Here is a 25,357-nt window from a genome sequence, read left to right as displayed (position 1 = left end):
GTTCATTTTTTATATATCACCGTAATTTGTGTTCCTTTGTTTTCTACCGAATTAATCTTCAGTTCAGCGTTGATGATTTTGGCACGGCTAATCATGTTCTTTAGTCCAATCCCATCGTTATTCCGTTGCTTCCGGAAGCCTGTGCCCTGATCGTTCACCATGAATTTTATCAAGCGCGAATGATCTTCTACAATCAGTTGAATACTTTTAGAGCGCGAATGTTTGATAACATTGGTAATACATTCCTGTATGATCCGGAACAAAATAAGTCCATGCTCAGGGTTGATGCGAAGGTTATGATGGTTAATTTGATAATGCACCTGCAACAAGCCCAACCTCTTAATCCGGAAGATTTCGCGCTCCAGCGATTCTACGAAGTCAAAGTTAGTGGTTTGTTTTGATATGAACGCTTTTGAGATATTTCGAATATCCTGTAGGCACTCACCCACCAGTTGATTTATTTCCTCGGCAATTTTATTACTGTCACTTTCGGGTACATACATGATTTTATTGGTCATCAGGCGCGCTACAGATAGTTTTTGGCCTAGATCATCATGTAACTCTTGCCCGATGTGTTTTAAAGTCTGTTCCTGAAGTTCCACTTGGGACAGGGCCAACTGCTGTTCAAATATAGCTTCTCTTTTCTTTTGGATAAGCAGCAGTTCCGATTTTTTTTTGATGAACACCCCATACACGACGACCAGCATTAGAACCACTATCAAAATGATAAATGTGCTGATGATGATAAGAATTTCTGTCTGTGAAAGGTGCATGATGTATCAGTTTTCATTTTTACCCTGAAAAATACCCACTAAAAGTACGGAATATCCCAGTATATTCACCAGTAAAAGTATGAGATAAAAAACAGTGGAATTCAGTTGGCCGGCGGTGAATCTTGCGATAAGTAATGGGGTGACACCCAGATAGGTGACCATTATGTAAATACAAGCCCAAAAAGGAAAGTAATGCTGGAGGGAAAAGATTTCCTCGGAATTAAAGGTCTCCATAAGTACCAAAACTATGCTTGCAGTCACCATTAACATACCGCCAAAATAAACATTCAGTGGAGGTTTCGTTAAAAAGGTTTCGAAGAAAATAGCAGATAATATATAATTGATCAAAAAAGTTATCATAAAGAATACACTCAACCGCCGCAGCCGCTTCTGTTGCAAAGTAAAATGAAGATACAGTAAAAAGAGTAAAAAAAGAATAAACGAAACTCCAATGACATACACGGGATAAGAGTTAAACTCCGCATCCATATACCGCCAATAGGTACCGTAAGTTTCCACTAAAGTGATGGTTCCTACAGCTAAAATAAAGACGTCTATGTTCTTGCCAAGGTTCCTGCGTTTAATGATAAGTAGGATAAATGTGGCCAGCATCAATATCACCCCTAAAAATCCGGCTATATCTTTCATCTGACCAAATTTTGACATGCTTAATAAGATAAACAGTGTTTACATAACAAATATAGACGATAATTATATGCTTAGCATAGGTGAAAAAACCCTAAAAAACAGCGTCTCCAATGTTTTTTCACTGTTTTAGGATTGTAAATTTGTTTTTTAATGATTATATTGGCTTACAGAAAATATTGAAATATGAGTACTGCAGAAACTGAACCCGTTAGCAATTACAGGAAAATTTCACAGGATCTTCCACAGCATGTACAGTTGGTGGCAGTATCTAAAACGCATCCGCCTGAGGTTATTCAACAAGTGTACGACGCCGGACAAAGAGTTTTCGGCGAAAATAAAGTGCAGGAACTTACCGAAAAAGTGCCAAAACTACCATCAGACATCCAATGGCACCTCATCGGTCACCTACAGACGAATAAAGTAAAATACATTGCCCAATTTATCGATACCATACAAAGTGTAGATTCAGAAAAAATACTTCTCGAAATAAGCCGGCAGGCCGCTAAATACAACCGTACCATCAAAGTATATCTACAGATCAAAATCGCGGCTGAAGAAACAAAGTACGGTCTTACCAAACAGGAAGCGCAACAGCTTTTCCGGCAATACATGGAAGGCAATTACCCGAATATTGAAATCACCGGCCTTATGGGTATGGCAAGTTTCACTGACGATACAGATCAAATTAAAACCGAATTTAACTCACTAAAAGAAATATTCGACGAGTTTTCATTGATGAAGCAACTTCAAACATTATCAATGGGCATGAGCGGCGACTACCAAATGGCCATAGCTTGCGGATCAAATTCTGTACGGGTGGGCTCGGCGATTTTCGGCAGCAGACAATATGACCTTTAAAAGTTGTTAGGTACGATTCTTGATAAAAAATCCGTCAAAATCATAACCTTATTTCTATATAATCCATAAAAACTATTTAATGCAGAAAATCTTAATCGTTGAAGATGAAAAGACAATTTCCGGTGTATTGCAGAGCATACTTTCCGATGAACTTCCGGATTATGAATTTGTAATTGCCGAAGACGGTCTTGAAGGGCTGAAACATATCGAAAAAGAAGATTTTGCCCTTGTTGTCTCCGATATTAAAATGCCTAAACTCTCCGGCACCGAACTCCTGAAACAAGCCTTACAAATAAAACCCGACACCACCTTCGTGATGATTTCGGGCCATGCAGACATCGATACGGCTGTGGCTTGCCTGAAAGAAGGTGCCTATGATTTCATCTCGAAACCTGTGGATATCAACCGACTGATTACCAGCGTTAAGAATGCCTTAGATAAAAGAAACCTGCAGCGGACCAACCAAGTGCTACATGTAGAAAACACTACGCTGAAAAAGAAAGTCAATAAAAAATTTCAGATGATTGGCGAATCCGCTCCGCTGAAAAAAATCCAGGAGATGATTGAAAAAGTCGCTCCATCAGATGCCCGCGTACTAATTACAGGTCCAAACGGTGCCGGTAAAGAGTTGGTAGCACACGCCATCCATTCACAAAGTGACCGTAGTAAAGGCCCGATGATCGAAGTAAACTGTGCCGCCATCCCTTCAGAACTTATTGAATCTGAATTATTCGGGCACGTAAAAGGAAGTTTCACCGGTGCCATCAAAGATAAGCAGGGTAAGTTTGAACTTGCCAACAACGGTACCATTTTCCTCGATGAAATTGGGGATATGTCCCTCGTAGCACAGGCTAAAGTTTTGCGCGCACTGCAGGAAAGTAAAGTTTCCCCTGTAGGCAGCGACAAAGAAATCAAGGTGGACGTACGGGTACTTGCCGCCACCAATAAGAACATGAAGAAAGAAATAGAGGCCGGCAAATTCCGGGAGGATCTTTACCACAGGCTGTCGGTAATCGAGATCTACGTACCGCCCCTCGATGAAAGAAAAGAGGATATCAAACTTCTGGTGGAGCATTTCTCGAAAACCATTTCTGAAGAACATGGCACCGCACAGAAATCCTTTGACGACAAAGCCATTAAAGCGTTGGAGAATTTCAGCTGGACGGGTAACATCCGTGAACTGCGGAATGTCGTAGAGCGACTTCTCATCTTAGGATCAAATCCTGTTTCAGAGGAAGACGTGGCCAGCTTTGTAAGAAAATAATAAACACACAACCGTCTTTTAGAGAAAAGTTTGCAGTATTTTTGCTGCAAATTTTTTTTATGGCATTCCTTAATAAAGAATACACCAAAGCCTGTCTTACACTGGCACTTCCGGTGATGATTACGCAGGTTGGGCAGGTATCTGTTAACCTTTTTGATAATATTATTGTCGGCAAGCTGCTCGGTGCGCAGGCACTTGCCTCGGTTTCGCTGGGGAATGCGGTATTCTTTTCAATCTTTGTTTTTGCACTCGGTTTTTCATTTGCCATTCCGCCCTTGGTGTCGGAAGCGCATTCCCAACAAAAGCATGAAACCATCAACTCGGTGTTCAGACATGGCTTTGTGATCAATCTCGGCGTGGGACTCGCGCTGATGTTACTGCTTTTCCTGGCGATGCCTGTACTCTATCATATGGATCAACCGGCAGAAATCATTCCGGATACGATAGGCTTCCTGAGCATCATGACCGTCAGCATTCTTCCGTTCATGGTCTTTCAGACGCTTCGCGAGGTTTCCGAAGGCCTGTCCTTCACTATCGGGGTTACAAAAGCCACCATCATCGCCAACGTAATCAATGTAGTGTTGAACTATGTGTTCATCAAAGGTATGTTCGGTTTCCCGGCAATGGGTGTGGAAGGTTCTGCACTGGCGAGTCTCATCGCCAGGATCTTCATGATGGTTTTTCTTTATTATGTATTGCTTAAAGAAAAATCTACACGCAGATACATTAAAGATTTCTCCTTGAAAATAGCGGGCTTCTCTAAACAGATGTTCGGTAAAATGCTGAAAATCGGTTTCCCTACCGCACTACAGATGTTCTTTGAAGTTACCGCGTTTGCCGGTGCCGCCTTCATCTGTGGATTGGTTTCGGCTAAAGATATCGCTTCGCACCAGATCGCGCTTTCCATGGCGTCGTTCACCTTTAACCTATGTATCGGTTTTAGTGTGGCCTCTACCGTGCTGATCGGTCGCAAACGTGGTGAGCGTGATTTTGTGGGATTAAAGAAAGTCGGTACGAACAACCTGAAAATCGTCTTCCTGTTCATGCTGTTCTGCGGTCTGATATTCATTGTCGGCCGAGATATACTCCCCACCTTCTTCACGCGTAAAGAGGATTTCGAGGTCATTCTACTCGCCTCGAAGTTGATGATCATCGCGGCGCTGTTTCAGTTATCGGATGGAATCCAGGTGGTGGCGCTGGGCTGCCTGCGCGGCATCCAGGATGTGAAGATTCCCTCCTTCATTACCTTCGTAGCCTATTGGGTTATCGCGATCCCTTTGGGCTATTTCCTTTGCGTTCCGTTAAAGATGGGGGCTTTCGGCGTGTGGATCGGTCTTGGGCTCGGACTTACGATTTCAGCACTTTTACTGGTACGTAGGTTTCTGAAACTGTCCCAAAGAAATATCAAGGCAGCGGTGGCAGTTTAGTTAAGCTCCCGTACATTTTTGGCATATCCTACCGTCCCGTTCATTTCTGCAATTGTCCGGACCATTTCTGCGAGTGTCCCGACCGTTTCTGCAAGTATCCCGACCGTTTCTACAGGTGTCCCGATCGTTTCTGCAAGTGTCCCGACCGTTTCTGTAGGTGACCCGACCGTTTCTGTAGGTGTCCCGACCGTTTCTGAAACTTTCAGTCTCATTTCAGGTGCTGTCCGGACTAAGGAAATGTGTTATGACTATATTTAATTAAATATTTAAAATAAAAAGATAGCCGTCCCAAAAAATTTGAGACGGCTATTTCTTTTAAAGAACTGATGTTTAAAAGTCAAGTTCCTGCTCTGGATGAATATGCTCGTAATCAGCTTTCATTTCTTCTTCATAATTTACCTTATCATGCTTTGAGTATCGGTTCTCCAGCTTCACTACGATATAGTAAACCACCGGAACGATGATCAGTGTAAGGAAAAGTGATGATAACAAACCACCGATGATTACAATCGCCAGACCGTTATTCATCTCCGCAGCCGCACCGGATGCCAAGGCGATCGGCAACATACCGAAGACCATCGCAATCGTAGTCATCAGGATCGGACGAAGACGCGCGTGGTTCGCCTGGATCAATGCATTTTCGATGGTCTCACCTTTATCCATACGGTGGTTGGTGAAATCTACCAGTAGAATCGCGTTCTTGGCTACCAAACCAATCAACATAATCACCCCGAGGATGGTAAAGATATTTAAACTCTGATTCGTTAGCGCCAGTGCCCAAAGCGCCCCGATAAACGAAAGCGGGATGGAGAAGAGTACGATGAAGGGCTTCACGAAGTCGTTATAAAGCACCACCATAATCATATATACTAACATGATCGCAGCCAGTAAAGCTACCCCAAGGGTACCGAAACCTTCGCTTTGGTTCTCCATGTTTCCACCCCAGATCCAGTTGACGCCGGCGGGTTTCTGTATGTTTTCCATCTTGGCTTCCCATTCGGCAGCGATGGCACCGGTAGTCTTACCCACCACCTGAGACTGTACGGTTACGGAAGGTGAACGGTCGTATCTTTCCAAGAGTGCCGGGCCGGAGGAATTAGAGATCTCGGCGAACTGGGAAAGTTGTACCTTCATGCCCATGTTGTTCACGAAAGTGATGTTCCTCACGTCATCAATACTTTTTCGGTAACCTTCATCAAGAATGATATTGATATCATACTCATTGTTACCGGTTCTGAACTTATTGTTATCGTCACCGCTAAATGCCGTACGAAGTGTTTGTCCCACCTGTGCAACGCTCAATCCGAGTGAAGCCATCTTATCACGGTCTACCGTAACGGCGATTTCAGGATTTCCGGTTTCTACCGAAAGTTCCACCTCAGAAGCACCATCAATTGTTTTCAATTGAGCCTCGGCCTGCTTTGCATACGCCATCACATCCTCCAGTGTAGGTCCAACTACAGTCATCTGAAGCGGTGCCTCCTCCGCGCCCATGAAACCAATCGGCACTGTGGTGATCTTGGCACCAACCAGCACTTTCTCAAGATCACGCTTAATCTTTGCGGCGTAAACTTTAGAGCTTTCTTCGCGCTCAGATTTGGGGATGAGTTTAATACTGATCTCCGACTGGTAGCTGGTTGCTTGCGCGCCACCCATCCCGGTACTGGCTTGGCCTACGGTGGTAATCATCCTTTCAATTTCAGGTCTTTTGCTCAGAAAAGCTTCAGCTTGTTGGGTGGTAAAGTTGGTTTGCTCGATAGAGACATCTTTTGGCATTTCTATCTGAACTAAAAATTCACCTTTGTCAGTTCCCGGGAAGAAATCTGATCCGATATACCCAAACGCAACCATCAAAATCGCTGAAATAAAAAGTGCAAATGTGATAAGGAAGGTCTTGATCTTATGGTGCAGGCTCCATTTAAGGATATTTGTAATAAAGTCTGTAAAGCGTGAAAGTCCCTGTTCAAATTTATAGATCACTTTACCAAAAAGTGAATCTTTACTGATGAGATCGAGCTTACCATAACGTGAATACAACCATGGAACCACGGTAAACGATACCAAAAGCGAAAGCATGGTCGCGATAATCACGGTAACACAGAACTGACGGATAATATCGGACACCAAACCGCTGCTGATCGCAATCGGAAGGAATACCACCACAATTACCAAAGTAATAGCGGTAACAGTAAACCCGATTTCAGAGGCACCGTCATAGGCTGCACGTACTTTGTTTTTCCCCATCTCCATATGGCGGTGGATGTTCTCGATAACCACAATCGCGTCATCCACCACGATACCTACAACGAGAGAAAGTCCAAGTAAACTCATTAAGTTCAATGAATAATCAAGCAAACTCAAACCGATGAATGTAGCAACAAGTGATGTTGGGATGGCTACCATCACAATCAGTGCATTACGGAAACTGTGCAGGAAGAACAACATCACGAATGCTACGAGGCCTACCGCGATAAACAAGTCTTTAATTACAGAGTTTGCTGCTTCTAAAGTAAAGGTAGAAGTATCATTCGCTACGTTGATGTTCAGGTTTTGGGCTTTGTACTGCGCTTGCATCTGTACAATTTTCGCCTGTACCAGTTCACTTACTTCAACCGCGTTGGCATCTGTTTGTTTCTGTACCTGAAGCAAGATGGTGGTCTGCTGATCTACCCGGGCAATTTTATCAGTTTCTTTCTGCGTGTCCTGCACTTCCGCTACATCTGATAGACGGATATTCTGGCCGTTAACAGAGGAAATCGTCAGATTCCTGAGTTCCTCAACAGTTTGTATTTTCCCGGAGAGACGGATAAGGGTGCTGTTTTGGCGGGTTTTAAGGGAACCTGTAGGGAAATCGAGGTTTGAGGTCGAGATGATCTGCTGAACCTGAGGAATGGTAAGGCCGTAACCTTCAAGCTTGTTCTGATCGAGGTTCACACGGATCTCACGCTCTTGTCCACCTACGATATTCACCTGTGCTACACCCTGAATCCTTGAAAATTCTGGCTGAATCTTTTGGTCAATCAGGTCATAGAGTTCACTTTGGGTAAGATTTGCGGTAACACCCATGCTCACGATCGGCATATCTGAAAGTGAGAACTGCGAAAGCGAAGGCTCTTCAATATCCTCCGGAAGTTCGGAGCGGATGGCGTTGATCTTTCGCTGGGCTTCATTCAAGGCAAAATCTACATCGGCATCATTATTAAACTGAATGATAACGACGGATAAACTTTCATAAGATTTCGACTGGATTTTCTTAATTCCTTCAAGCGAGGAAATGGCATCCTCAATTTTTCGGGAAACCGTACTTTCTACCTCGGAAGGCGACGCACCAGGATAGATGGTGGAAACGGTGACCACTTTTACCTCGAATTTCGGAATCAGCTCATAGTTGAGCTGGGTATAACTGAAAAGTCCGCCGATGATGAGCAATGCAAGCATCACGATCACCACACTAGGCCTTTTTATCGATATTTCTGCTAATTTCATATTTTTTGTTTCGCGGTTATTTTAGGATGCTCACTTTGGTTTTATCGGTAAGGTTTATCTGTCCGCTGGTTACTACCACGTCGCCTTCCTTCAGGCCACTTACGACTTCTACTTTATCCCCATAGTTTACACCGCTCTGTATTTTTGTAAGGTAAGCGATATTGTTCCTTACCACGAATACCTGGTTGTCGCTCACACTTCCTACAAATGCCTCACGTGGGATGGTAAGTACATTGTTTACCCCCGTTCTGTTAAACGTAGCCGTACCGTACATACCCGCTTTCAGTTTGTTAAAACTGTTCTGAACGGTAATTTCCACAGGAAATTTCAAGGCCCCGGAAGCGGAAGGTGCGATGAAGGTAATCCTGCCATCAAGATCCCCGTCAATAACATCTGGCTTTACTTTAACGATATTGCCTACTGACAACTGACTTACCAAAGCCTGATCGACATCTACTTTCAGTTTCACCGAGGAGATGTCAACGATTTCTACGATCGGGGTTCCGGGAGCTACCACTGAACCTACTTCTACTTTTTTCTGGTTCACGATACCACTGATTTTAGAGATTACATTGGTATCACCCGACTGCAAACTCGCCGACTGCACCTGTGCACGTGCATTCTGTACCTGAAGACGTGCCTGATCAAGCTGTAAGGCGGTAACACCACCGGTCTTATAAGCAGCTTCGTATCTGCTGAGGGCCGACTGTGCCTGCGCAAGATTCGCTTGGGCATTGCTTACATTCACATTCAGTTTTTCACCGGCAAGACGGCCGATGCTTTGCCCGGCACGTACATAGCTACCTTCTTTCACGTAAAGCGCGACCAGCTGACCACCGATTTCCGCAGAGATATCTGCCTGTCTGTTTGGCAGGAAGGTTCCGTTCACGGTAAATTCGCCACTGATTTCCTCGCGTTTTACCGGCACGGTTCGTACGGCAACATTGGCGTTTTTCTCGGCAACAATGGCTACCTGCTCTTGGTTCTTCTTCTTGTTATTCTGCAGGATATAGAAAAAACCTGCTCCTACAAGGATGATGGCCAATATTGTAATTAATGTCTTCTTGTTCATTTTGTTAGTTTGTTTCTTTTAATGTATTTAGTTTTCCTTGGGATTTCAGCAATTCAATTTCAGCAAGTTTATAGTCTAACTGTGCCGTGGTAAGGTTATTTTTGGCTGCGGTAAGATCTCGTTCAGCATCCAGAATATCATTTAAGGTGGCTAAACCATACTGATAGTTGGAGCGGGTGTTGGCCAATACTTCTTCCGCCAGCTTTACGTTGCTTTGCTGCATACTGATGGTCGTCAAATTATTTTCAAGAAGTGTCACCGCATTCTTATGAGCCATATCGAGCGCCAATCTGGTTTCGCGAAGGTCGGCCTGCGCTTTTTCAATTTCTATTTGGTTGAGTTCTATACGTGCTTTTGTGGCAAACCCGTTAAAGATCGGCACACTGATGTTAAGCCCTACTGATGCCAGATCTGACCAAAATACGCCGTTTTTCTCGCCATTCCACCAGGGGAATTTCTGTCCTTGGCCTAAAAATCCGTAATTGGCCGCAAGTGCTACGGTAGGATAATACTCTGCTTCGGAGGCTTTTTTCTGCCATTCGAGCAGTTCAATCTGTTTGTTGGCCAAGCGCAGTTCGGTTCTGTTATCGAAACTACCGGCATCGCTGTCTGGTAAGATCGCGGGGTCGAAAGTTTGTGGGGGCAGATCAATTTCTTGTTCCATAGGCATTCCGATCATGAATTTCAACGCATTTTCGCTGAGTTCTACGGTATTTACCAATTGTTGCTGTGAAGATTTGATGTTATTTTTAGCCACTTCTGTGCGGTCATAATCAATTTTTCTGGCTAAACCTGCATCAAATAATCCTTTGATTATTTTACTTGTTTCACTGGTTATTTTCAGGTTATTATCGGCATTGGCAAGCATCTGCTCGCTTTGATAGACCTGGAAATAAGCATTGGCCACACGTTCGATAATTTGCTCTTCGGTAAGTTGTGCGTTAATCAGATAGAATTCTTTGGTAGATTTTGCTGCTTTAAGGCCGGTAAAAACCGATTGGTTGAAAAGTACCTGTGTAAGCTGTAACATGTTGCTGGAAGTCCATCGCTGGCCGAACGCCACTTTTATCTGCTGTCCCGGGGCACCAAATATTTCTCCTGGCAGTACATTCTCCTGAAGTAAGGGATTATAGGTGGTACTGCTGCCGAAAGACAGATTTGGATAAGCATTTGCCTTCACTTCAGCTATTTGGGCATCGCCTCTTCTGATGTTCAGGCGGGCTTTTTCTGCTTCTGCTTTGTTTTGAAGCGCATAAGAAATGGCTTCAGGCAGGGTGAGAACCTTGGCTTCCTGGGCGGAGAGCATGGCCCCAACGAATAGCAGGCTTAGTGCTAATTTTTTCATTGATTGTTTTTTATTTTTTTAATTGTTTCTTTTCCTTTTTCTGTAGTGATAGCGTGCATATACATCATCATTAACTCCTCTTTATAATGCGCTCTGGAGATCATGTTAATATCTATATAAGGTGAATTATCATAAGACATCACCAGTTGAAAGAATATCTTTGCGTAAACTTCCGCATCAAAATCGTCACGATAATAGCCTTGTCTGCGTCCTTTCTCAATGTTTTTTACCATCACATGCGCAAATTTTTCTGAAAAATCCAGCATATGTTTGTTAAAAATGGCAGGGTAATATTTCAGCAATTGCCGGATCATCAATGTTTTATTGGAATGTGACATTTTTTCGATTTCTTCGTCTCGGCAAAACATCCTTTCTATTGCACTTTCAATATTCTCATCAAGGTAATTCAGTTTTGAAATCACAAGGTCAAGATTATAGCGGAGAATCTCCTCTAGTAATTCTTCTTTATTACGGAACATCTGGTAAAGTTTTTTTTTAGAAATACCAAACGCTGCCGCAATATCATCCATGGTCACGGCTTTCGGGCCATTCTCGATAAACAGTTCCGATGCCTTTGTCAAAAAAAATTGTTTGTCTTCCATAATTTAAGGAGGCAAAGGTATCAAAAAAAACTAAAAAACAAAAATAGTTTCCAGGTTTATTTTCATCATGCAAAACTAATACCATATACCCTGGGTGATTACACCTATAACGTAATGGTTTTTGTTGATTTAATAAAAATGGCAATTTGATGGGAATTGAGACTCCCGAAATCATTCTACATTTGGGGTACAAACTAATTAAAATTTTTAACCATGAAAAAATTACTTGTTAGTGCATTTGCACTATTCGCAGTAAGCTCCGCTTACTCACAGGCTAACAGAGATGTTTCTACCCAAGATGGAAATGGAAACACAGCTACCATCAACCAAACAGGTTACCAAAACTTAAACCGACTTTTGCAAGAAGGCAATAATAACGTTGCGACTGTTGACCAAAATGAGTGGTGGCATGAGAACGATGCTCAGAGCATAGGTAACAACAACAGTATTGATGTTGACCAAGTAGGTATCTGGAACACTAATGTTACCGACCAATATGGTGATGGAAACACCGCACAAACTGATCAGGATGGTATTATAAACGATGTGATACAACTACAAGTTGGTGATAATAACGACACCTATGCAATGCAAAGTGGTGATGTTAACTATGCCAACCAAGGTCAAGAAGGAGATGGAAACCAAGCTTCTTCTGAGCAAATGGGTGATTACAACCTTGTTTATCAAGATCAGGTAGGTGACAACAACATGGCTATTGCTACACAAAACGGTGATGATAATTACATACACCAATTGCAGTTAGGCGATGGGAACACTGCTGACTATCTACAAATTGGTGACGGAAATTATGCTGACGCTCATCAGTCAGGAGATGACAACACAGCACTTGGTTACCAAAATGGTAATGGTAACACTATTTACCAATATCAAACTGGCGATTGGAATACAGCTGACGATTGGCAAGTAGGTTCCAACAACATGGCTGATATTACACAAAATGGTGAAGATCATTTCCATTATGGGACACAAGTTGGCAGCAACAACACCATGACTGTAACCCAGTCTAACTAATCACTACATCATTAATGTAAATATGCAGGAGAAATTTCGGTTTCTCCTGTGTTTTTAAATATAGATAACATGAAAACCCTTCTTTTTTTAATGGTAGGCATGTTGACTTCCATCTCTATAACTGCACAAATTAACAGCAATAATGTGCTGGAATATTACGAAATGACAAAATCTGCATCCACTACCGGTGTACAATCCCAGATATTAACAGCCCAAATTGGTGACAACAATATTATAGAGGTAAAAGATTACAATGCTGACTATATGGCAATACTGCAATATGGTAATAATAACGTCACCTATTATGAAAATTACACTCAGTCCCCAACCAATATGGAAATAAACATTAAAGGGTCTGGGAATCAAGTTGAAGTATCCGGTGCAAACAGTATATCAAATGGAATGACAATTAATATCAATGCCAATGACATGACACTGTATATGAGAAATCAATAATCCCCTTGAAAATGAAAACTCTCATCACAACTCTGGTCGCAATTTTTCTTGCCAACCAACACTCCGCACAAAATACAGATGGCATTGCAGGAAAAATTATTACCGAACACACTGAAGGCTTGCTTAAAATAAAAGCTACGGCCATCAGTACATCCAGCACTTACTATGCGCTTAATTACATCATGGTATCAGTAAAAAAAGGAACATCAGGCAATTCCACAAATAAACAAAGCGGCAAATTCACACTGAATCCGGAGGAAACCAAAACCCTGGCTGAAACCACAATTAGAATGGCTAAAAATGATGGTCTGAAAGTATATTTGTTCATCAAAGAAGAACAGAGTGATCGCGTATTGGCCAAAGACAGTTTAGAAATTAATGCCGCACAGTTCGGAACCGACGTCAGTTACATCCCTGAGAATAAGTTAGAACTATCGGGACTCACGATTGATGACACTAAAACAAGGATGGGACAACTCTTTTATGAATCTTTTTTTAAAAAATACAATCAGATCCCCAAGAAATTCGAAGCAACAATCACCATTTCCGAAATCCCATCCTTCGGTAGAAACAGTAGGATAACAATTTCACAGGATGACCAACTGATCCACAGTTTCTTCACAAAACCTGATGAAGAATTACTAGAGGCCGAAGCCTCAAGAGCATTGGCTATACTGGTAGATTACAACTCCCGAAAAAATGTAAGGAATACGGAATTCAAATATTAAGCACATGAAAAAATATATTCTACTTTTAATTATTGTCCCGCTGTTCTCGGCGGCACAGCAAATGGTTTATAAACCCCTCAATCCGGCTTTTGGTGGCGATACTTTTAACTATCAGTGGCTTTTGAGTTCTGCCAGCGCTCAGAATCAGTTTGATAATAACAATCGCAGCTCAACTATAAAGACAGGAAATTCTCTGGATAGCTTTACAGATAATCTTAATCGGCAGATCTTAAATGAGTTATCTCGAAAACTCTTTGGCGATCAGTTCGGTGACGGCGAACTGCAGCCCGGCACATATGTGTTTGGCTCCATTTATCTAGAGGTGTCACAGACAAGCCAGGGTTTACTCATCAGTATACTTAATACCAGCACCGGTGAGCAGTCGGAAATCATTATTCCCGGCGGCGGCTAACATATTTCAACCCTTGAAAACAACCCCCTATGAAAACAAACAAGCTAACCAAAAACGTACTTTTAAGTCCGTTGATCTTACTGTTGTCCAGCTGTACCCTCTTCAACCTGCCGACTAACAGTGAACAATCCACTTTAGGCGAAACAACGCCTTACACACCACAAATTAAGAACCTGCCACCCCCGAAAGAAAAAATTGTGGTAGGTGTGTATAAGTTCCGTGACCAGACTGGCCAATATAAGGCCGCTGAAAACGGAGCCAGTTGGAGTACAGCCATTCCGCAAGGTACCACTACTATCTTGCTCAAAGCACTTGAAGACAGCAAATGGTTTACCCCCATAGAAAGAGAAAACATTGGAAATCTTTTAAATGAAAGACAAATCATACGCAGCACTCGGAAGGAATATGCCGGAAACGACGCTAACGACGCTTCCCTATTGCCCCCATTACTTTTTGCTGGCATTATCCTGGAAGGTGGCGTAGTATCGTATGACACCAATGTGATGACGGGTGGCATCGGTGCAAGATATTTCGGTCTGGGCGCTGGTGCACAATACCGTCAGGATCGCATCACTGTTTACCTAAGGGCGGTTTCAACCTCCACCGGGGAAATCCTTAAAACGGTTTATACCTCCAAAACCATACTTTCAACAAGTATCAACGGTAATTTTTTCAGGTTTATTGATACCGAAAGGCTGCTTGAATCTGAAATTGGCATCACACAGAACGAACCAGTACATCTGGCTGTGACGGAAGCCATTGAAAAAGCCGTACACAGTATGATCGTGGAAGGCGTAAGGGATAACCTATGGGCAAATAAGCAAAAGAATCCTGCTGATTTCGCAAACATTATTTCTGAATATAATACCGAATCATCAATTAACGACTCACGGTCAATAGGCAACAAATTCCCTCAGAACCACCGCGGGACTATGGCACTTTTCGCTAACGCAGAAGCCTTTCAAATCAAGGGTGATTATATAAATCCTAAAATGAACGTTGGTTTTAAAGGTGGTTTCAAGTTTTTTATAAATGACCATTTTAATACAGAACTCAATTTTAGCACCGTAACCTTTCAGAACACAGGTATTCTGAAAGAAACCGTACTGATGTCTGAAATAAATCTGGAATATCTGATGTTGCCAAACTATAAATTTTCACCATTTGTATATGCCGGTGCTGGTACCCTTTTTTTAGATAACGAAACGAAATATAAATCCCAAGCGGGCGGCGGATTAGAGTATCTGCTGAACAGCCAAATTGCCGTAAGGCTCTCTGCCCAATACGACTTTGGCTTCTCCGATGATTGGGATGGCTTTGTAAATGGCAGCCGCAATGACCAAGGTGTAAGAATTGGGCTTGGACTGAATTATTATTTCGGAAACAGAAAATCAAAAAACTAAACCATGAAAAATCTAACCTATATATTTATACTTACGCTGTGCACCTTCCTATTAATTGGGTGCAGCGAAGACCTGGTCGATCAGGTACAAACTGGCAGCCTTAAAGGTGTCGTGATAAAAAAAGGCACCAACCAACCTTTAAAAAACGTGAAGATCATTACAACCCCTTCCACTGAAACTGTTTTTACAAAAGATGACGGTACTTTTTTAATTGAAAACATGCCTTTGGGTGATTATTCCGTAAAAGCTGAACTGACAGGATATTTAGTGAACATGCAAGGCGTAAGCATCAAAAACAAAAACCAAACAGTTTCTATAGTATTTGAAATGAGTGATGATGATGCCTTGAACACTCCCCCAACCGCACCGGTATTGCTAACGCCCACAGATAATTCGGTAAATCAGCCACTGTCTGTGGACCTCGTATGGACTGCTACCGATGCCGATTCTACAGATATCTTGAAATATAAATTAGTCGTTAAAAACGATTTCGACCAGAATGTCATTGAAATTAACGACCTTACTGAGAAGCACTATTTCTTACAGAATTTAAAGTTCGGTGTTACGTATTACTGGCAGGTAAGCGTGTCGGATGGCATCAATCCTACGGTTAACAGCCCGGTATTCCGTTTTAAAACATCTGATGTACCTAATAACCGTTTCCATTACGTGAAAAAAACAAATGGCAATTACTATATTGTTTCAAGTAATGAAAATAATACCAATTTTCAGTTCACGCCACTTACTGCCAACAGCTGGAGACCACGTATGAACCAGAACGCCGGGCTCATAGCTTTCCTGCGTACGGTGGCTGGCAGCACACAGATTTTTACCTCAAGACCAGATGGCTCAGATGTTACCCAAGTCACCACGTTATCGGTATCAGGCTTCAATAACGCGGAAATTGATTTTTCATGGAGTATGAACGGCAAAGAACTGATCTACCCGAGTTTTAATAAACTTTACCGGATCAATAAAGATGGCAGCGGCCTCGAACTCATATATACCACACCAGACGGAAGTTTTATTTCGGAATGCGACTGGAGCTATGATGGAAGTAAGATTGCGCTTAAAACAAATGATCCCAATGGTTATAATGTGAAAATATATGTGATTGATATGGCTGGAAATACCATTGCTACAGCACTGGAGAATGTCGCCGGCGCGGCTGGTGGGCTTAACTGGTCTGTAGATGGCAACTTACTGCTTTATACCCGCGACATTTCAGGCTATCAGGATAATAACTACCGACAACTGAATACGAATATATTCATCTATAATATGCAGGCAAATACCAGCACAAATATATCATCTGCCAGCCAAAAGCCTGCCGGAACCAATGATCTGGATCCGAGATTCTCACCAAATAATGCTGAGGTAATTTTCACCAACACCTCCAATGATGGGATTTCGACCAGAAATATCGCCAAAATCACCCTACAAGATAATAAACGAACAGCTTTATTCCCCGACGCAGAGATGCCGGATTGGGAGTGATGTTTTCAAGGGGAGTTGAGGAATTTATTCCTCAACTTTTGTTTTATAGCAGCGCCTTGGCGTTGCTTTTTTCATTAATGAGGTGATTTATGCAGGTATCGCGAAAGTTTTATCCCAAGATCTGTCCATACAATTTTGGGATTCGCATTTCTTTCGAGGTGATAATCCGCTTCCGTAATTTCGGTAAGTATAGATTCGATATTGGCCCCGTGGATATATTTCGAGAAGCTTTCCCACTTGAAACCAGAAGAATTAATTTTTTTATACACTAATTCTTGATTGCCATAATTCTGCAACATCGCCAGGCGGAACATTTCCGAGCAGTAAGCCAGGAAGTTTTTTTGTTTTTCACGGTTCCAGCCGGCAATATTCCTTCCCCAAAGCACGATGTTTTTAAGGAATTGTGGTTTTTTCTTTACCTGAAAAGCTTCCCGAACCCACGCAATAAACAATTGTTCGAACTCGGTGACTGCTGCATTAGGCTGCATCAGTTTCAACGCGGCATTCCAGTTTCCTTGGGACTGAAATACAATTTCTTCCAATTGATCGGCCTGTGTCTCATGATTTTTTCTGATGAATTCGCGCAGTGCCTCATCCGTAATCCTGGGGACTTCCACAAGTTGTGTTCTGGATAGTATGGTAGGTAAAATATCCGTCGTGTTTTCTGCCACCAAGACAATGATGGTGTCTTTTGGCGGCTCCTCAAGAAATTTCAGAAATTTGTTCGCCGCAGAAATATTCATTTTATCTGCCTGCCACACGATCAAAACCTTACTGCCACCTTCAAAACTTTTGAGTGCAAATTTTTTATTGAGTTCATCAATTTCATCTGCATATATAGTAAGCTGTTTATTTTCAGATTCTAATGTCCTGCTCCAGTTTTCGCTGTCAGCGTAGGGATTTTCAAGGGTCATCGTTCGGAAATCCTCCAGAAAAGGCGCGGTGAGACCTATATTTTTTTCTTTAAAAACTGGGAAACTGAAGTGTAGGTCGAGGTGATTAAGGTGTTCTACCTTAGACGAGGACAGGGGGTTCTCTCTGATGAAGATTTCCTTTGCGTATGCCAACGCCAGTGGCAATGTACCGTATCCGGCCGGTCCGGTAAACAGTTGTGCATGGCTGATGCGCCGGCTGGAGATACTTTCCTGAAGAAGTTGCTTTAGATTTTCCTGTCCTACAATCTGGTCCCAATTCATTTTTCAAAGATATATAATTTACGTTTAAATAGCGAAGATGTACTAACTGCCGATACATTTTAAATGACGCTGAGACACCTGTTTTAGCCGAATTTTCTTACAATACATTCACTGAAAGCCCTTAACAAACTTTAACCAAAGTAAATTTCTTCAATTCAGTAATATTTAAGATATTTGCGCATTATTTTTAAAAATAGAGAATGAAAAGAATTTTCGTATTACCATTGCTTGCCGCAGCGTTTTTTATGCAAGGGCAAACCATTGGTAATTCTCCTTACGCAGCCTTTGGGATTGGCGATGTAAAGTATGACAATACCACAGACATCAATGCGATGGGAGGCGTTTCTACAGCATACATCTGGGATTTTAACAACAACTTTAATTTCAGCAATCCTGCAGCCAATAAAAACCTGGAACTTACCTCTATAAAAGTAGAAGCGAGCAACGAAAACAACTTTTTCAAGTCGGATTTTGATGGTAGAAATGTAACTAAACACTCCACCTATCTTTCAAATATCTCTATTGCATTTCCGCTTTCTCCGAAGGTAAAATTCGGGCTTGGTTACCAGCCTTACAGTTCAAAAAAATATTCAGTAGCAGTACAGGATGCTTTGGCAGATAATGTTACTAGAATTAACGTCTTCCGGGGGGAAGGTACGGTGAATACGGTGCAAGCGGCCTTATCTTACCAGATTGTACCGGAGTTTGCATTGGGGGTAAAAACCAATTTCTATTTCGGTGACTTGTATGACATCAATGAGATTGCTTACAGCAATGCTGAACTCATCAATGGCTACGAAACCAAAAACCGTATAAGAACTTTCAATTTTACTTTAGGATCTACCTACCAGAAAACTTTTGCTACCGACCGCAAGTTCACGTTAGGTGCTACTTACACTTTCGGGAATACGGGTGAAATGGATACCAATTATACCAACAGCACCTATTTCTACGGCAACGGAGAAACCAAAAACAACATCAGCGTTATTGATGAGGATTTCAGTTCCGATAAAAACCTGATTCCGATGGAATTCTCTTTTGGTGCAGGTTATGGGCGCGACGCGAAATGGTTTGTAGGAACCCAATTCGATTATAAGAAAGGAGAGACCATCCAATTCCTGGGGCAGCCTTTCACCAATGAAAATTCTTATAAAATCTCAGCGGGTGGCTGGATTTTGCCGAATTACAACAACTTCCGCAGCTATTTTTCTAGAGTGACTTATCGCTATGGCGCATATTACGAAAAAGGAAACCTTTCCTTCAACGGTACCAACATTAATCAGTTTGCGATTACCGGCGGTGTTACCCTACCATTCGAAAACAGAAGCGCAAGCCGTATGAGCGGTATTGATGTGGGCCTTGAGATTGGCCAGCGCGGTACCCTGGAAAATAACATGATTCGCCAAAATTTCATCAACTTCAGGATTGGTCTTAATTTTGCCGACAAATGGTTCCAGAAAAGACTTTATGATTAAAGATGAGTTCTACTCTTAACATACTAAATAAAAATATAGCAGGCATTTTGTGTTGTGCTATATTTTTTGTTTTGACATCCTGTGACGAAGACCTCACGAAAATCAACCGAAATGATGATACCAACTTCCCTTCGCAGGTCATCAACAACGCAAAGATCATCCAGCGCGACTCTGGGATGATAAAACTGCGGGCTACCGCGCCACTCATCGAAAAATACGAGTATATCGACTCTCCTTACATCGTAGCCAGAAAAGGCATCAACATTCTTTTCTACGACAAGAAAAAACCTAAAACTCCCGGGAAAATCGACGCTAAATTTGCAAAATTCAATGAGAAAAAGAAGTTTTACGAAGCCAGAGGAAATGTGCGCATCATCACCAATGAAAACCAGATGTTTGCCATGCAATCTGTTTTCTGGGATCAGGCAAAACGTACCATCTACACCACAGATACGGTATATGTTACCGACAAGGACGGCTCTACCTTAATTGGCGCAAACGGTATGCGCGCGAAAGATGACTTTTCAGAATATACATTCTTCAACAGTTCGGGTAACATCAGTACACAAAAAATTCCGGAGCAGGGAAGATAATTTCGTACATTCGGGGAAACCTTTAGTATGAACTTTACCGCTATCGGGCTGATGTCGGGCACCAGTTTGGATGGTCTTGATATTTGCCTTGCCACATTCAATAAAGAAGATTCGCGCTGGCGATATCAGATTCTTCACGCAGAGACCGTCGCTTACCCACCCGAGTGGGAACGCAAACTTCGTAACGCTACAGAAATCTCGTCCACAGGCCTTCTGGCATTAAATGCAGAATACGGGTTCTATCTGGGGGAACAGGCAGATAGATTCATTAAAAAGTATTCGGTGCAGGGATTAGACCTTATCGCTTCGCACGGACACACCGTTTTTCACCAACCCGAGCGCAAATTCACCTTACAAATTGGTGACGGACGCGCTATAAAAATCAGTACCGGCATCCCTACCGTTTATGATTTTCGCAGTCAGGATGTTTTAATGGGCGGCAATGGCGCTCCGCTGGTACCAATCGGCGATCAATTGCTGTTTTCCGGCTACGGCGCTTGTCTTAATATCGGTGGTTTCGCCAATATTTCATTCAGCGAAAATAATAAGCGGCGCGCGTTCGATATTTGCCCGGTAAATTTCGTCCTAAATAAATTTGCCCGTCAATTGGGCAAAAATTATGATGAAGACGGGCAGATCGCAGAAAATGGTATCATAAACATCACCATACTTTCAGCGCTTAACCAACTGGCTTATTATCAATTGTCTCCACCAAAATCTTTGGGTTCCGAGTGGGTTGAGGATCACATGAATGCTTTACTTAAAAATGAGACCACTGAAAATATTATCGCTACCTTTACGGAACACACGGCGGTTCAGATCAGTAATGTCATCAAAAATCATCGCTTAAAAACGGTATTGGTTACAGGTGGCGGCGCTTATAACAAATATTTGATAAAACGTATTAAAGCCTTAAGTGATGCGGAAATCATCATACCTGAAACCGGTTTGATAGAATTCAAGGAAGCACTTATATTTGCATTTATGGGCGTTTTGAAAATGAAGGGCGAAATAAATATCCTGTGTTCAGCCACCGGAAGCCCCGCCAATCACAGTGCCGGAACTTTAGTTTAAATAAGAAAAATTATGCAGATAGATATCAGAAAACTTTCCGTAAAAGATTACGAAGAGTTAAAAGAAACCATGAAGAAGGCCTACCCGACCATGTCGGAGAATATCTGGTCTAAAAGAAGCATCGAAAAACTCATCCGCATTTTTCCTGAAGGGCAAATCTGCATCACCGTTGATGATAAGATCGCCGCGGTGGCTCTTTCGTTGATAGTGCAGTATGAACTTTTTGGTGATGATCATACCTATAAAGAAATCACCGGAAACTACACCTTCAACACCCACTCCGAAACCGGAAACGTATTATATGGCATCGAAGTTTTTGTAGATCCCGAATACCGAAAGCTACGGCTCGCACGCAGATTGTACGATGTAAGAAAAGAACTTTGCGAAACCCTTAACCTAAAATCGATCATGGTAGGCGGCAGGATTCCGAACTATCATTTGTACAGCGCCGAACTTTCCCCGCGTGCCTACATCCAGAAGGTCCGTAATAAAGAAATTTATGATCCGGTACTTAGTTTTCAGCTTGCGAACAACTTTCTGCCGGTAAGAATCCTTAAAAATTACCTGCCGGAAGACTCGCATTCGGAAGAAAATGCTGTGCTTTTGCAATGGAACAATATTTATTACAGCAAGAAGCCAAACAGTATGCAGGATTCTGTAATTCGTTTGGGATTGGTACAGTGGCAGATGCGGCACTTCAAAACCATTGATGCGTTTTATGAACAGGTAGAGTTTTTTGTGAACGTGATGGCAGATTATAAATCAGATTTCGTTATGTTCCCGGAGTTTTTCAATACGCCTTTGCTTGCGCCTTTCAATCATCTTTCAGAACGCGAAAGTATGTTTAAACTGGCAGAACTTACTGAAGAGATCAAGAATAAAATCTCAGAATTCGCCATTGGTTATAACATTAACATTATCGCTGGCAGTATGCCGTATGTAGAAAACGGTGAACTTTATAACATCAGTTATCTGCTTCACCGAGATGGCAAGATTGATGAACACCGCAAAATACACATCACCCCCAATGAACGAAAATTCTATGGAATGAAAGGTGGCAGTGAAATTAAGGTAATTGATACCGATTGCGGAAAAGTAGGTCTGGTGATCTGCTATGATGTTGAATTCCCGGAACTGCCCAGGATTTTGGCAGACCAAGGCATGAAGATCCTCTTCGTCCCTTACCTTACCGATACACAGAATGCCTATATGCGTGTGCGGCATTGCGCAGCGGCTCGGGCAATAGAAAACGAATGTTATGTGGCCATCGCTGGTTGTGTGGGTAATTTACCCGGTGTAAATAATATGGATATTCAGTATGGGCAGGCCGCAGTTTTCACGCCGTCAGACTTTGCCTTTCCGAGCAACGCGGTAAAAGGTGAGGCTACACCAAATACAGAAACTACACTGATTGTCGATGTAGACCTAAATTTACTTAAAGAACTTCATCACTATGGAGCTGTACGGACTATGAACGACCGGCGCCGTGACCTTTATGAAACTGTTGACCTGAAAAAAGAAAAAGAATAATACCATCCCAGAGCCAATTCCCGGGATGATATTTTATAGCTTAAAATCAACTTTAACATTGAAGAATCTACCAGTTAAACGCACCGGAACCGCATAATTGTATCCAGACGAGACATCATTTACCCACTGATTGGCGACCGTATTCTGGATGTTGAAGGCATTGAAAATCTGCACGCCCAACGCAAGCTCACGGAAGTTGCTCCAGAAACCGTTATCTACCCGGTTGTCTTTCTGATCGATGAAAACCTTAGACAGGCCGATATCCACCCTTTTGTATGAAGGCAACGTATTTTGGTAGCGGTAAGGTGCCTCATAATCAGGTTTTCCATTTGCGTCTAGCGAAATTGGTGTGCCGGAAGGCAAGCCATTGGCATAAGTTAACGTCAGGTTTACACGCATAGACGGGAACTTCGGCATATAATCTTGGTAAAACATTGAGAAACGGAATCGTGGATCTGTAGGGCGCGGTATATAGCCTTTCCCTTCAATATTTTCATACACCCGCGCATAACTGGCCGAAATCCAGGAGTCCACACCGGGCACAAACTCCCCGAAAAGCCTTGCATCGATTCCATACGCATAACCCTCGGCATTATTTTTCCCTGAATACCGAATCCTTACATTATCAAGATAATAAGGAATCAGATCGTCCATCTTTTTATAATATGCTTCCGTGGTAAGTTTGAACGGGCGCTCTACCATCCGGAATTCATAATCGTGAGACAGGATTACCTGTGTTGATCGCTGCGATTTAATTTCTTTGTTAAAAAGACCGTCCAAATCCTTAATCTCTTTATAAAATGGTGACTGATAGTAAATTCCGCTCGAAATTTTAAACAACATATCTGCCTCCCAATCTGGCTTTATCGCAAACTGAGCGCGTGGCGAAATGATGGTCTCATTATTGAAATCCCAATGCGAGGCTCTTACGCCAGCATTTACGAAAACCCGGTTCCTGCCCCAATAAAACTTGCGGGCGTATTGCGCATAGCCCGAAAACCGTGTGGGCTGAATATGATTTTGCCCCGCCATCTGGTAGCGCAGCCTAAGGTCAGAAGCATCTAACTCACCCGGACTGGTGAAGTCGCGCGGTGTACTGTAACCTAAAGAATCGATGAGTTGCCACTCGTTGGTGAGATCCTTTAGGTTTTCTTTTTCGAATTTCAGTCCGACTTCAAAATCCGTATTTACATCGGGCGAATAACGTGTTTTCAATTGGGAGCCATACGTTTTCACCAACAAATCGTTGCGTGCGTGATCTATTTGGCCACCTGCATCATAAGAAGCCATCGGCGCACCGGTAATGGGATCGAAAGTCTGCAACATATACGCGGAAGCGATCGAATAATATTCGCGCTCGCGGTTTTGGTAAGCAAAGTTATCGAGTGTAAATATCCATTTTTTATTAGGCTTATATGTTACGGAAGCTGTTCCCATCATGTTTTTATAAGAATCATCTTCCTGCCCGTTATAAAAAACGCTTAGTCGTAAAGGGTTCTGTAAACTACCGAAATCTACTTCCTTTACTTTGGGGATCATCTCGTAGTCATTTTTACTGAAATAACCGATGAATGAAAAATCCCATTTACTATTTAACTTATAATTGATATAAGATTGAAAATCAGCATACTGCGGATTAAAATCGGTATCCTCATTTAATGTATTAAGGACCAGGTTGGTATTTCGGTATCTACCCGAAAATAGCGCAGTTAACTTTTTATTTTTTGATGCCAAACCGGTAGTAAGTCGTGCGCCTATTAAACTTGCCTCACCGGAAATTTCAAATTTAGTAGGTTGCCGATAATAAATATTAAGTGCTGATGACATTTTATCGCCATATCTCGCCTCAAACCCGCCGGCAGAGAAATTAATGGCCTGCACCATATCCGGATTGATGATGCTCATCCCTTCCTGCAGCGAATTTCGGATGAGAAACGGACGGTATATCTCAATATCATTAATGTAGATGAGGTTTTCATCATAATTTCCGCCACGCACCATATATTGTGACGAAAGTTCAGTATTTGAGTTTACTGATGGTAAGGTTTTCAGCAAACCTTCTACTCCACCGGACATTGATGCGACCTGCTGCGCTTCTTTAGCGGAGATTTCTACCGAAGTAAGGTCGGTTACTTTAGGTTTACCTTTCTTTTGGAATACCACTTCCTGAATTTGTGTTTCGCGCGTTTTACTCACAAAAAGCACATGGATATGCTGCACTTTCGGGGTATTCCTGATGTTTTTTGAAAATCTCTGGTACTGCTCTTTCTCTACTAAAAGTAACTGATCGGTATTAGCAATGGGTATTTCTACAAAACCACTGTCATCTGTGCGGAAATACTGATTGTTGTAAGAAACCTGCGCCTGGGGAACGGGTGCGCCGTCTTCATCAAGAACTTTAAGGTTGATTTGCGACATGGCCAAACCAGGCAGCAGCGCAGCGAGTAGAAAGGCTTTTTTCAATGCGGTATATTTAGGCTTTAAAG

At 42.3% G+C, this 25,357-nt stretch carries 22 protein-coding genes; 13 read left to right on the top strand and 9 right to left on the bottom strand.

Annotated elements, in window-relative coordinates; translation table 11 throughout:
* Positions 1 to 2: 2 nt before the first annotated feature.
* Positions 3 to 773: a sensor histidine kinase gene (locus CO230_RS06160; RefSeq protein ID WP_122027796.1), complete on the bottom strand. Its 771-nt coding sequence runs from the start codon at positions 771 to 773 to the stop codon at positions 3 to 5.
* Between the two features lie 6 nt (positions 774 to 779).
* Positions 780 to 1,421 (bottom strand): hypothetical protein, encoded by a 642-nt coding sequence (locus CO230_RS06155; protein WP_162989992.1) that lies wholly within the window; start codon positions 1,419 to 1,421, stop codon positions 780 to 782.
* 183 nt (positions 1,422 to 1,604) lie between these two features.
* On the opposite strand from CO230_RS06155, the gene CO230_RS06150 reads away from it, so the two are divergent.
* The 3 genes from CO230_RS06150 (at position 1,605) to CO230_RS06140 (ending at position 4,970) form a co-directional block, all read left to right on the top strand.
* A complete protein-coding gene (locus tag CO230_RS06150; protein WP_122027794.1) occupies positions 1,605 to 2,279 on the top strand; it encodes a YggS family pyridoxal phosphate-dependent enzyme in 675 nt (224 codons plus the stop codon).
* A gap of 79 nt (positions 2,280 to 2,358) precedes the next feature.
* Positions 2,359 to 3,543: a sigma-54-dependent transcriptional regulator gene (locus tag CO230_RS06145; protein WP_122027793.1), complete on the top strand. Its 1,185-nt coding sequence runs from the start codon at positions 2,359 to 2,361 to the stop codon at positions 3,541 to 3,543.
* Positions 3,544 to 3,602: 59 nt separating this feature from the next.
* Entirely contained in the window at positions 3,603 to 4,970 is a 1,368-nt protein-coding gene (locus tag CO230_RS06140) for an MATE family efflux transporter (protein ID WP_122027792.1), read from the top strand.
* On the opposite strand, the gene CO230_RS06135 is transcribed toward CO230_RS06140, so the two are convergent.
* The 5 genes from CO230_RS06135 to CO230_RS06115 all read right to left on the bottom strand — a co-directional run bounded on the left by CO230_RS06135 (position 4,967) and on the right by CO230_RS06115 (position 11,475).
* Positions 4,967 to 5,182, bottom strand: a complete 216-nt coding sequence (locus tag CO230_RS06135; protein WP_122027791.1) for a hypothetical protein — start codon at positions 5,180 to 5,182, stop codon at positions 4,967 to 4,969. The genes CO230_RS06140 and CO230_RS06135 overlap by 4 nt on opposite strands.
* 118 nt (positions 5,183 to 5,300) lie before the next feature.
* Positions 5,301 to 8,456, bottom strand: a complete 3,156-nt coding sequence (locus CO230_RS06130) for an efflux RND transporter permease subunit (RefSeq protein WP_122027790.1) — start codon at positions 8,454 to 8,456, stop codon at positions 5,301 to 5,303.
* A gap of 16 nt (positions 8,457 to 8,472) precedes the next feature.
* Positions 8,473 to 9,528, bottom strand: a complete 1,056-nt coding sequence (locus tag CO230_RS06125) for an efflux RND transporter periplasmic adaptor subunit (RefSeq protein ID WP_122027789.1) — start codon at positions 9,526 to 9,528, stop codon at positions 8,473 to 8,475.
* A 4-nt stretch (positions 9,529 to 9,532) separates the two neighbouring features.
* Positions 9,533 to 10,873, bottom strand: coding sequence for a TolC family protein (locus CO230_RS06120; RefSeq protein WP_122027788.1), 1,341 nt, complete (start codon positions 10,871 to 10,873; stop codon positions 9,533 to 9,535).
* The gene (locus tag CO230_RS06115; protein WP_122027787.1) at positions 10,870 to 11,475 is read right to left on the bottom strand and encodes a TetR/AcrR family transcriptional regulator; all 606 of its coding nucleotides are present in this window, start codon (positions 11,473 to 11,475) and stop codon (positions 10,870 to 10,872) included. Before CO230_RS06115 ends, CO230_RS06120 begins: the two co-directional genes overlap by 4 nt.
* Before the next feature lie 213 nt (positions 11,476 to 11,688).
* On the opposite strand from CO230_RS06115, the gene CO230_RS06110 reads away from it, so the two are divergent.
* The 6 genes from CO230_RS06110 to CO230_RS06085 all read left to right on the top strand — a co-directional run bounded on the left by CO230_RS06110 (position 11,689) and on the right by CO230_RS06085 (position 17,003).
* Positions 11,689 to 12,507, top strand: coding sequence for a hypothetical protein (locus tag CO230_RS06110; RefSeq protein ID WP_122027786.1), 819 nt, complete (start codon positions 11,689 to 11,691; stop codon positions 12,505 to 12,507).
* 69 nt (positions 12,508 to 12,576) lie between these two features.
* Entirely contained in the window at positions 12,577 to 12,963 is a 387-nt protein-coding gene (locus CO230_RS06105) for a hypothetical protein (protein WP_122027785.1), read from the top strand.
* 11 nt (positions 12,964 to 12,974) lie between these two features.
* Positions 12,975 to 13,691 carry a curli-like amyloid fiber formation chaperone CsgH gene (gene csgH / locus CO230_RS06100; RefSeq protein ID WP_122027784.1) on the top strand — a complete coding sequence of 239 codons (717 nt, stop codon included), beginning with the start codon at positions 12,975 to 12,977 and terminating at the stop codon, positions 13,689 to 13,691.
* Positions 13,692 to 13,695: 4 nt separating this feature from the next.
* Positions 13,696 to 14,103 carry a curli production assembly/transport component CsgF gene (locus CO230_RS06095; RefSeq protein ID WP_122027783.1) on the top strand — a complete coding sequence of 136 codons (408 nt, stop codon included), beginning with the start codon at positions 13,696 to 13,698 and terminating at the stop codon, positions 14,101 to 14,103.
* 29 nt (positions 14,104 to 14,132) lie between these two features.
* Positions 14,133 to 15,506, top strand: a complete 1,374-nt coding sequence (locus CO230_RS06090; protein ID WP_122027782.1) for a CsgG/HfaB family protein — start codon at positions 14,133 to 14,135, stop codon at positions 15,504 to 15,506.
* Between the two features lie 3 nt (positions 15,507 to 15,509).
* Positions 15,510 to 17,003 (top strand): carboxypeptidase-like regulatory domain-containing protein, encoded by a 1,494-nt coding sequence (locus CO230_RS06085; protein WP_122027781.1) that lies wholly within the window; start codon positions 15,510 to 15,512, stop codon positions 17,001 to 17,003.
* Positions 17,004 to 17,077: 74 nt separating this feature from the next.
* Here the strand turns inward: CO230_RS06085 and CO230_RS06080 are convergent, their stop codons facing one another.
* Complete coding sequence (locus CO230_RS06080) at positions 17,078 to 18,199, bottom strand: ATP-binding protein (RefSeq protein ID WP_122027780.1); 1,122 nt, start codon at positions 18,197 to 18,199, stop codon at positions 17,078 to 17,080.
* Positions 18,200 to 18,399: 200 nt separating this feature from the next.
* On the opposite strand from CO230_RS06080, the gene CO230_RS06075 reads away from it, so the two are divergent.
* From CO230_RS06075 to CO230_RS06060, 4 genes are read left to right on the top strand one after another with little or no spacing between them, the layout of a single operon-like run.
* The gene (locus CO230_RS06075; RefSeq protein ID WP_122027779.1) at positions 18,400 to 19,674 is read left to right on the top strand and encodes a hypothetical protein; all 1,275 of its coding nucleotides are present in this window, start codon (positions 18,400 to 18,402) and stop codon (positions 19,672 to 19,674) included.
* A gap of 2 nt (positions 19,675 to 19,676) precedes the next feature.
* Positions 19,677 to 20,267, top strand: coding sequence for an LPS export ABC transporter periplasmic protein LptC (lptC, locus tag CO230_RS06070; RefSeq protein WP_122027778.1), 591 nt, complete (start codon positions 19,677 to 19,679; stop codon positions 20,265 to 20,267).
* Between the two features lie 27 nt (positions 20,268 to 20,294).
* Positions 20,295 to 21,341 (top strand): anhydro-N-acetylmuramic acid kinase, encoded by a 1,047-nt coding sequence (locus CO230_RS06065; protein WP_122027777.1) that lies wholly within the window; start codon positions 20,295 to 20,297, stop codon positions 21,339 to 21,341.
* 12 nt (positions 21,342 to 21,353) lie between these two features.
* Entirely contained in the window at positions 21,354 to 22,871 is a 1,518-nt protein-coding gene (locus tag CO230_RS06060) for a carbon-nitrogen hydrolase family protein (protein WP_122027776.1), read from the top strand.
* 33 nt (positions 22,872 to 22,904) lie between these two features.
* Here CO230_RS06060 and CO230_RS06055 read toward each other — a convergent pair whose 3' ends face one another.
* The gene (locus CO230_RS06055; protein ID WP_228438204.1) at positions 22,905 to 25,334 is read right to left on the bottom strand and encodes a TonB-dependent receptor plug domain-containing protein; all 2,430 of its coding nucleotides are present in this window, start codon (positions 25,332 to 25,334) and stop codon (positions 22,905 to 22,907) included.
* Positions 25,335 to 25,357 lie beyond the last annotated feature (23 nt).

The sequence above is a fragment of the Chryseobacterium sp. 6424 genome, from assembly GCF_003692615.1.
Classification (GTDB): Bacteria; Bacteroidota; Bacteroidia; order Flavobacteriales; family Weeksellaceae; genus Kaistella.
This window is presented reverse-complemented; position numbering and strand designations above follow the sequence as displayed.

Coding starts and splice junctions, on each gene's coding strand:
- CO230_RS06160 (WP_122027796.1), bottom strand. CDS start 773: ATGCACCTTTCACAGACAGAAATTCTTATCATCATCAGCACATTTATC.
- CO230_RS06155 (WP_162989992.1), bottom strand. CDS start 1,421: ATGAAAGATATAGCCGGATTTTTAGGGGTGATATTGATGCTGGCCACA.
- CO230_RS06150 (WP_122027794.1), top strand. CDS start 1,605: ATGAGTACTGCAGAAACTGAACCCGTTAGCAATTACAGGAAAATTTCA.
- CO230_RS06145 (WP_122027793.1), top strand. CDS start 2,359: ATGCAGAAAATCTTAATCGTTGAAGATGAAAAGACAATTTCCGGTGTA.
- CO230_RS06140 (WP_122027792.1), top strand. CDS start 3,603: ATGGCATTCCTTAATAAAGAATACACCAAAGCCTGTCTTACACTGGCA.
- CO230_RS06135 (WP_122027791.1), bottom strand. CDS start 5,182: ATGAGACTGAAAGTTTCAGAAACGGTCGGGACACCTACAGAAACGGTC.
- CO230_RS06130 (WP_122027790.1), bottom strand. CDS start 8,456: ATGAAATTAGCAGAAATATCGATAAAAAGGCCTAGTGTGGTGATCGTG.
- CO230_RS06125 (WP_122027789.1), bottom strand. CDS start 9,528: ATGAACAAGAAGACATTAATTACAATATTGGCCATCATCCTTGTAGGA.
- CO230_RS06120 (WP_122027788.1), bottom strand. CDS start 10,873: ATGAAAAAATTAGCACTAAGCCTGCTATTCGTTGGGGCCATGCTCTCC.
- CO230_RS06115 (WP_122027787.1), bottom strand. CDS start 11,475: ATGGAAGACAAACAATTTTTTTTGACAAAGGCATCGGAACTGTTTATC.
- CO230_RS06110 (WP_122027786.1), top strand. CDS start 11,689: ATGAAAAAATTACTTGTTAGTGCATTTGCACTATTCGCAGTAAGCTCC.
- CO230_RS06105 (WP_122027785.1), top strand. CDS start 12,577: ATGAAAACCCTTCTTTTTTTAATGGTAGGCATGTTGACTTCCATCTCT.
- csgH (WP_122027784.1), top strand. CDS start 12,975: ATGAAAACTCTCATCACAACTCTGGTCGCAATTTTTCTTGCCAACCAA.
- CO230_RS06095 (WP_122027783.1), top strand. CDS start 13,696: ATGAAAAAATATATTCTACTTTTAATTATTGTCCCGCTGTTCTCGGCG.
- CO230_RS06090 (WP_122027782.1), top strand. CDS start 14,133: ATGAAAACAAACAAGCTAACCAAAAACGTACTTTTAAGTCCGTTGATC.
- CO230_RS06085 (WP_122027781.1), top strand. CDS start 15,510: ATGAAAAATCTAACCTATATATTTATACTTACGCTGTGCACCTTCCTA.
- CO230_RS06080 (WP_122027780.1), bottom strand. CDS start 18,199: ATGAATTGGGACCAGATTGTAGGACAGGAAAATCTAAAGCAACTTCTT.
- CO230_RS06075 (WP_122027779.1), top strand. CDS start 18,400: ATGAAAAGAATTTTCGTATTACCATTGCTTGCCGCAGCGTTTTTTATG.
- lptC (WP_122027778.1), top strand. CDS start 19,677: ATGAGTTCTACTCTTAACATACTAAATAAAAATATAGCAGGCATTTTG.
- CO230_RS06065 (WP_122027777.1), top strand. CDS start 20,295: ATGAACTTTACCGCTATCGGGCTGATGTCGGGCACCAGTTTGGATGGT.
- CO230_RS06060 (WP_122027776.1), top strand. CDS start 21,354: ATGCAGATAGATATCAGAAAACTTTCCGTAAAAGATTACGAAGAGTTA.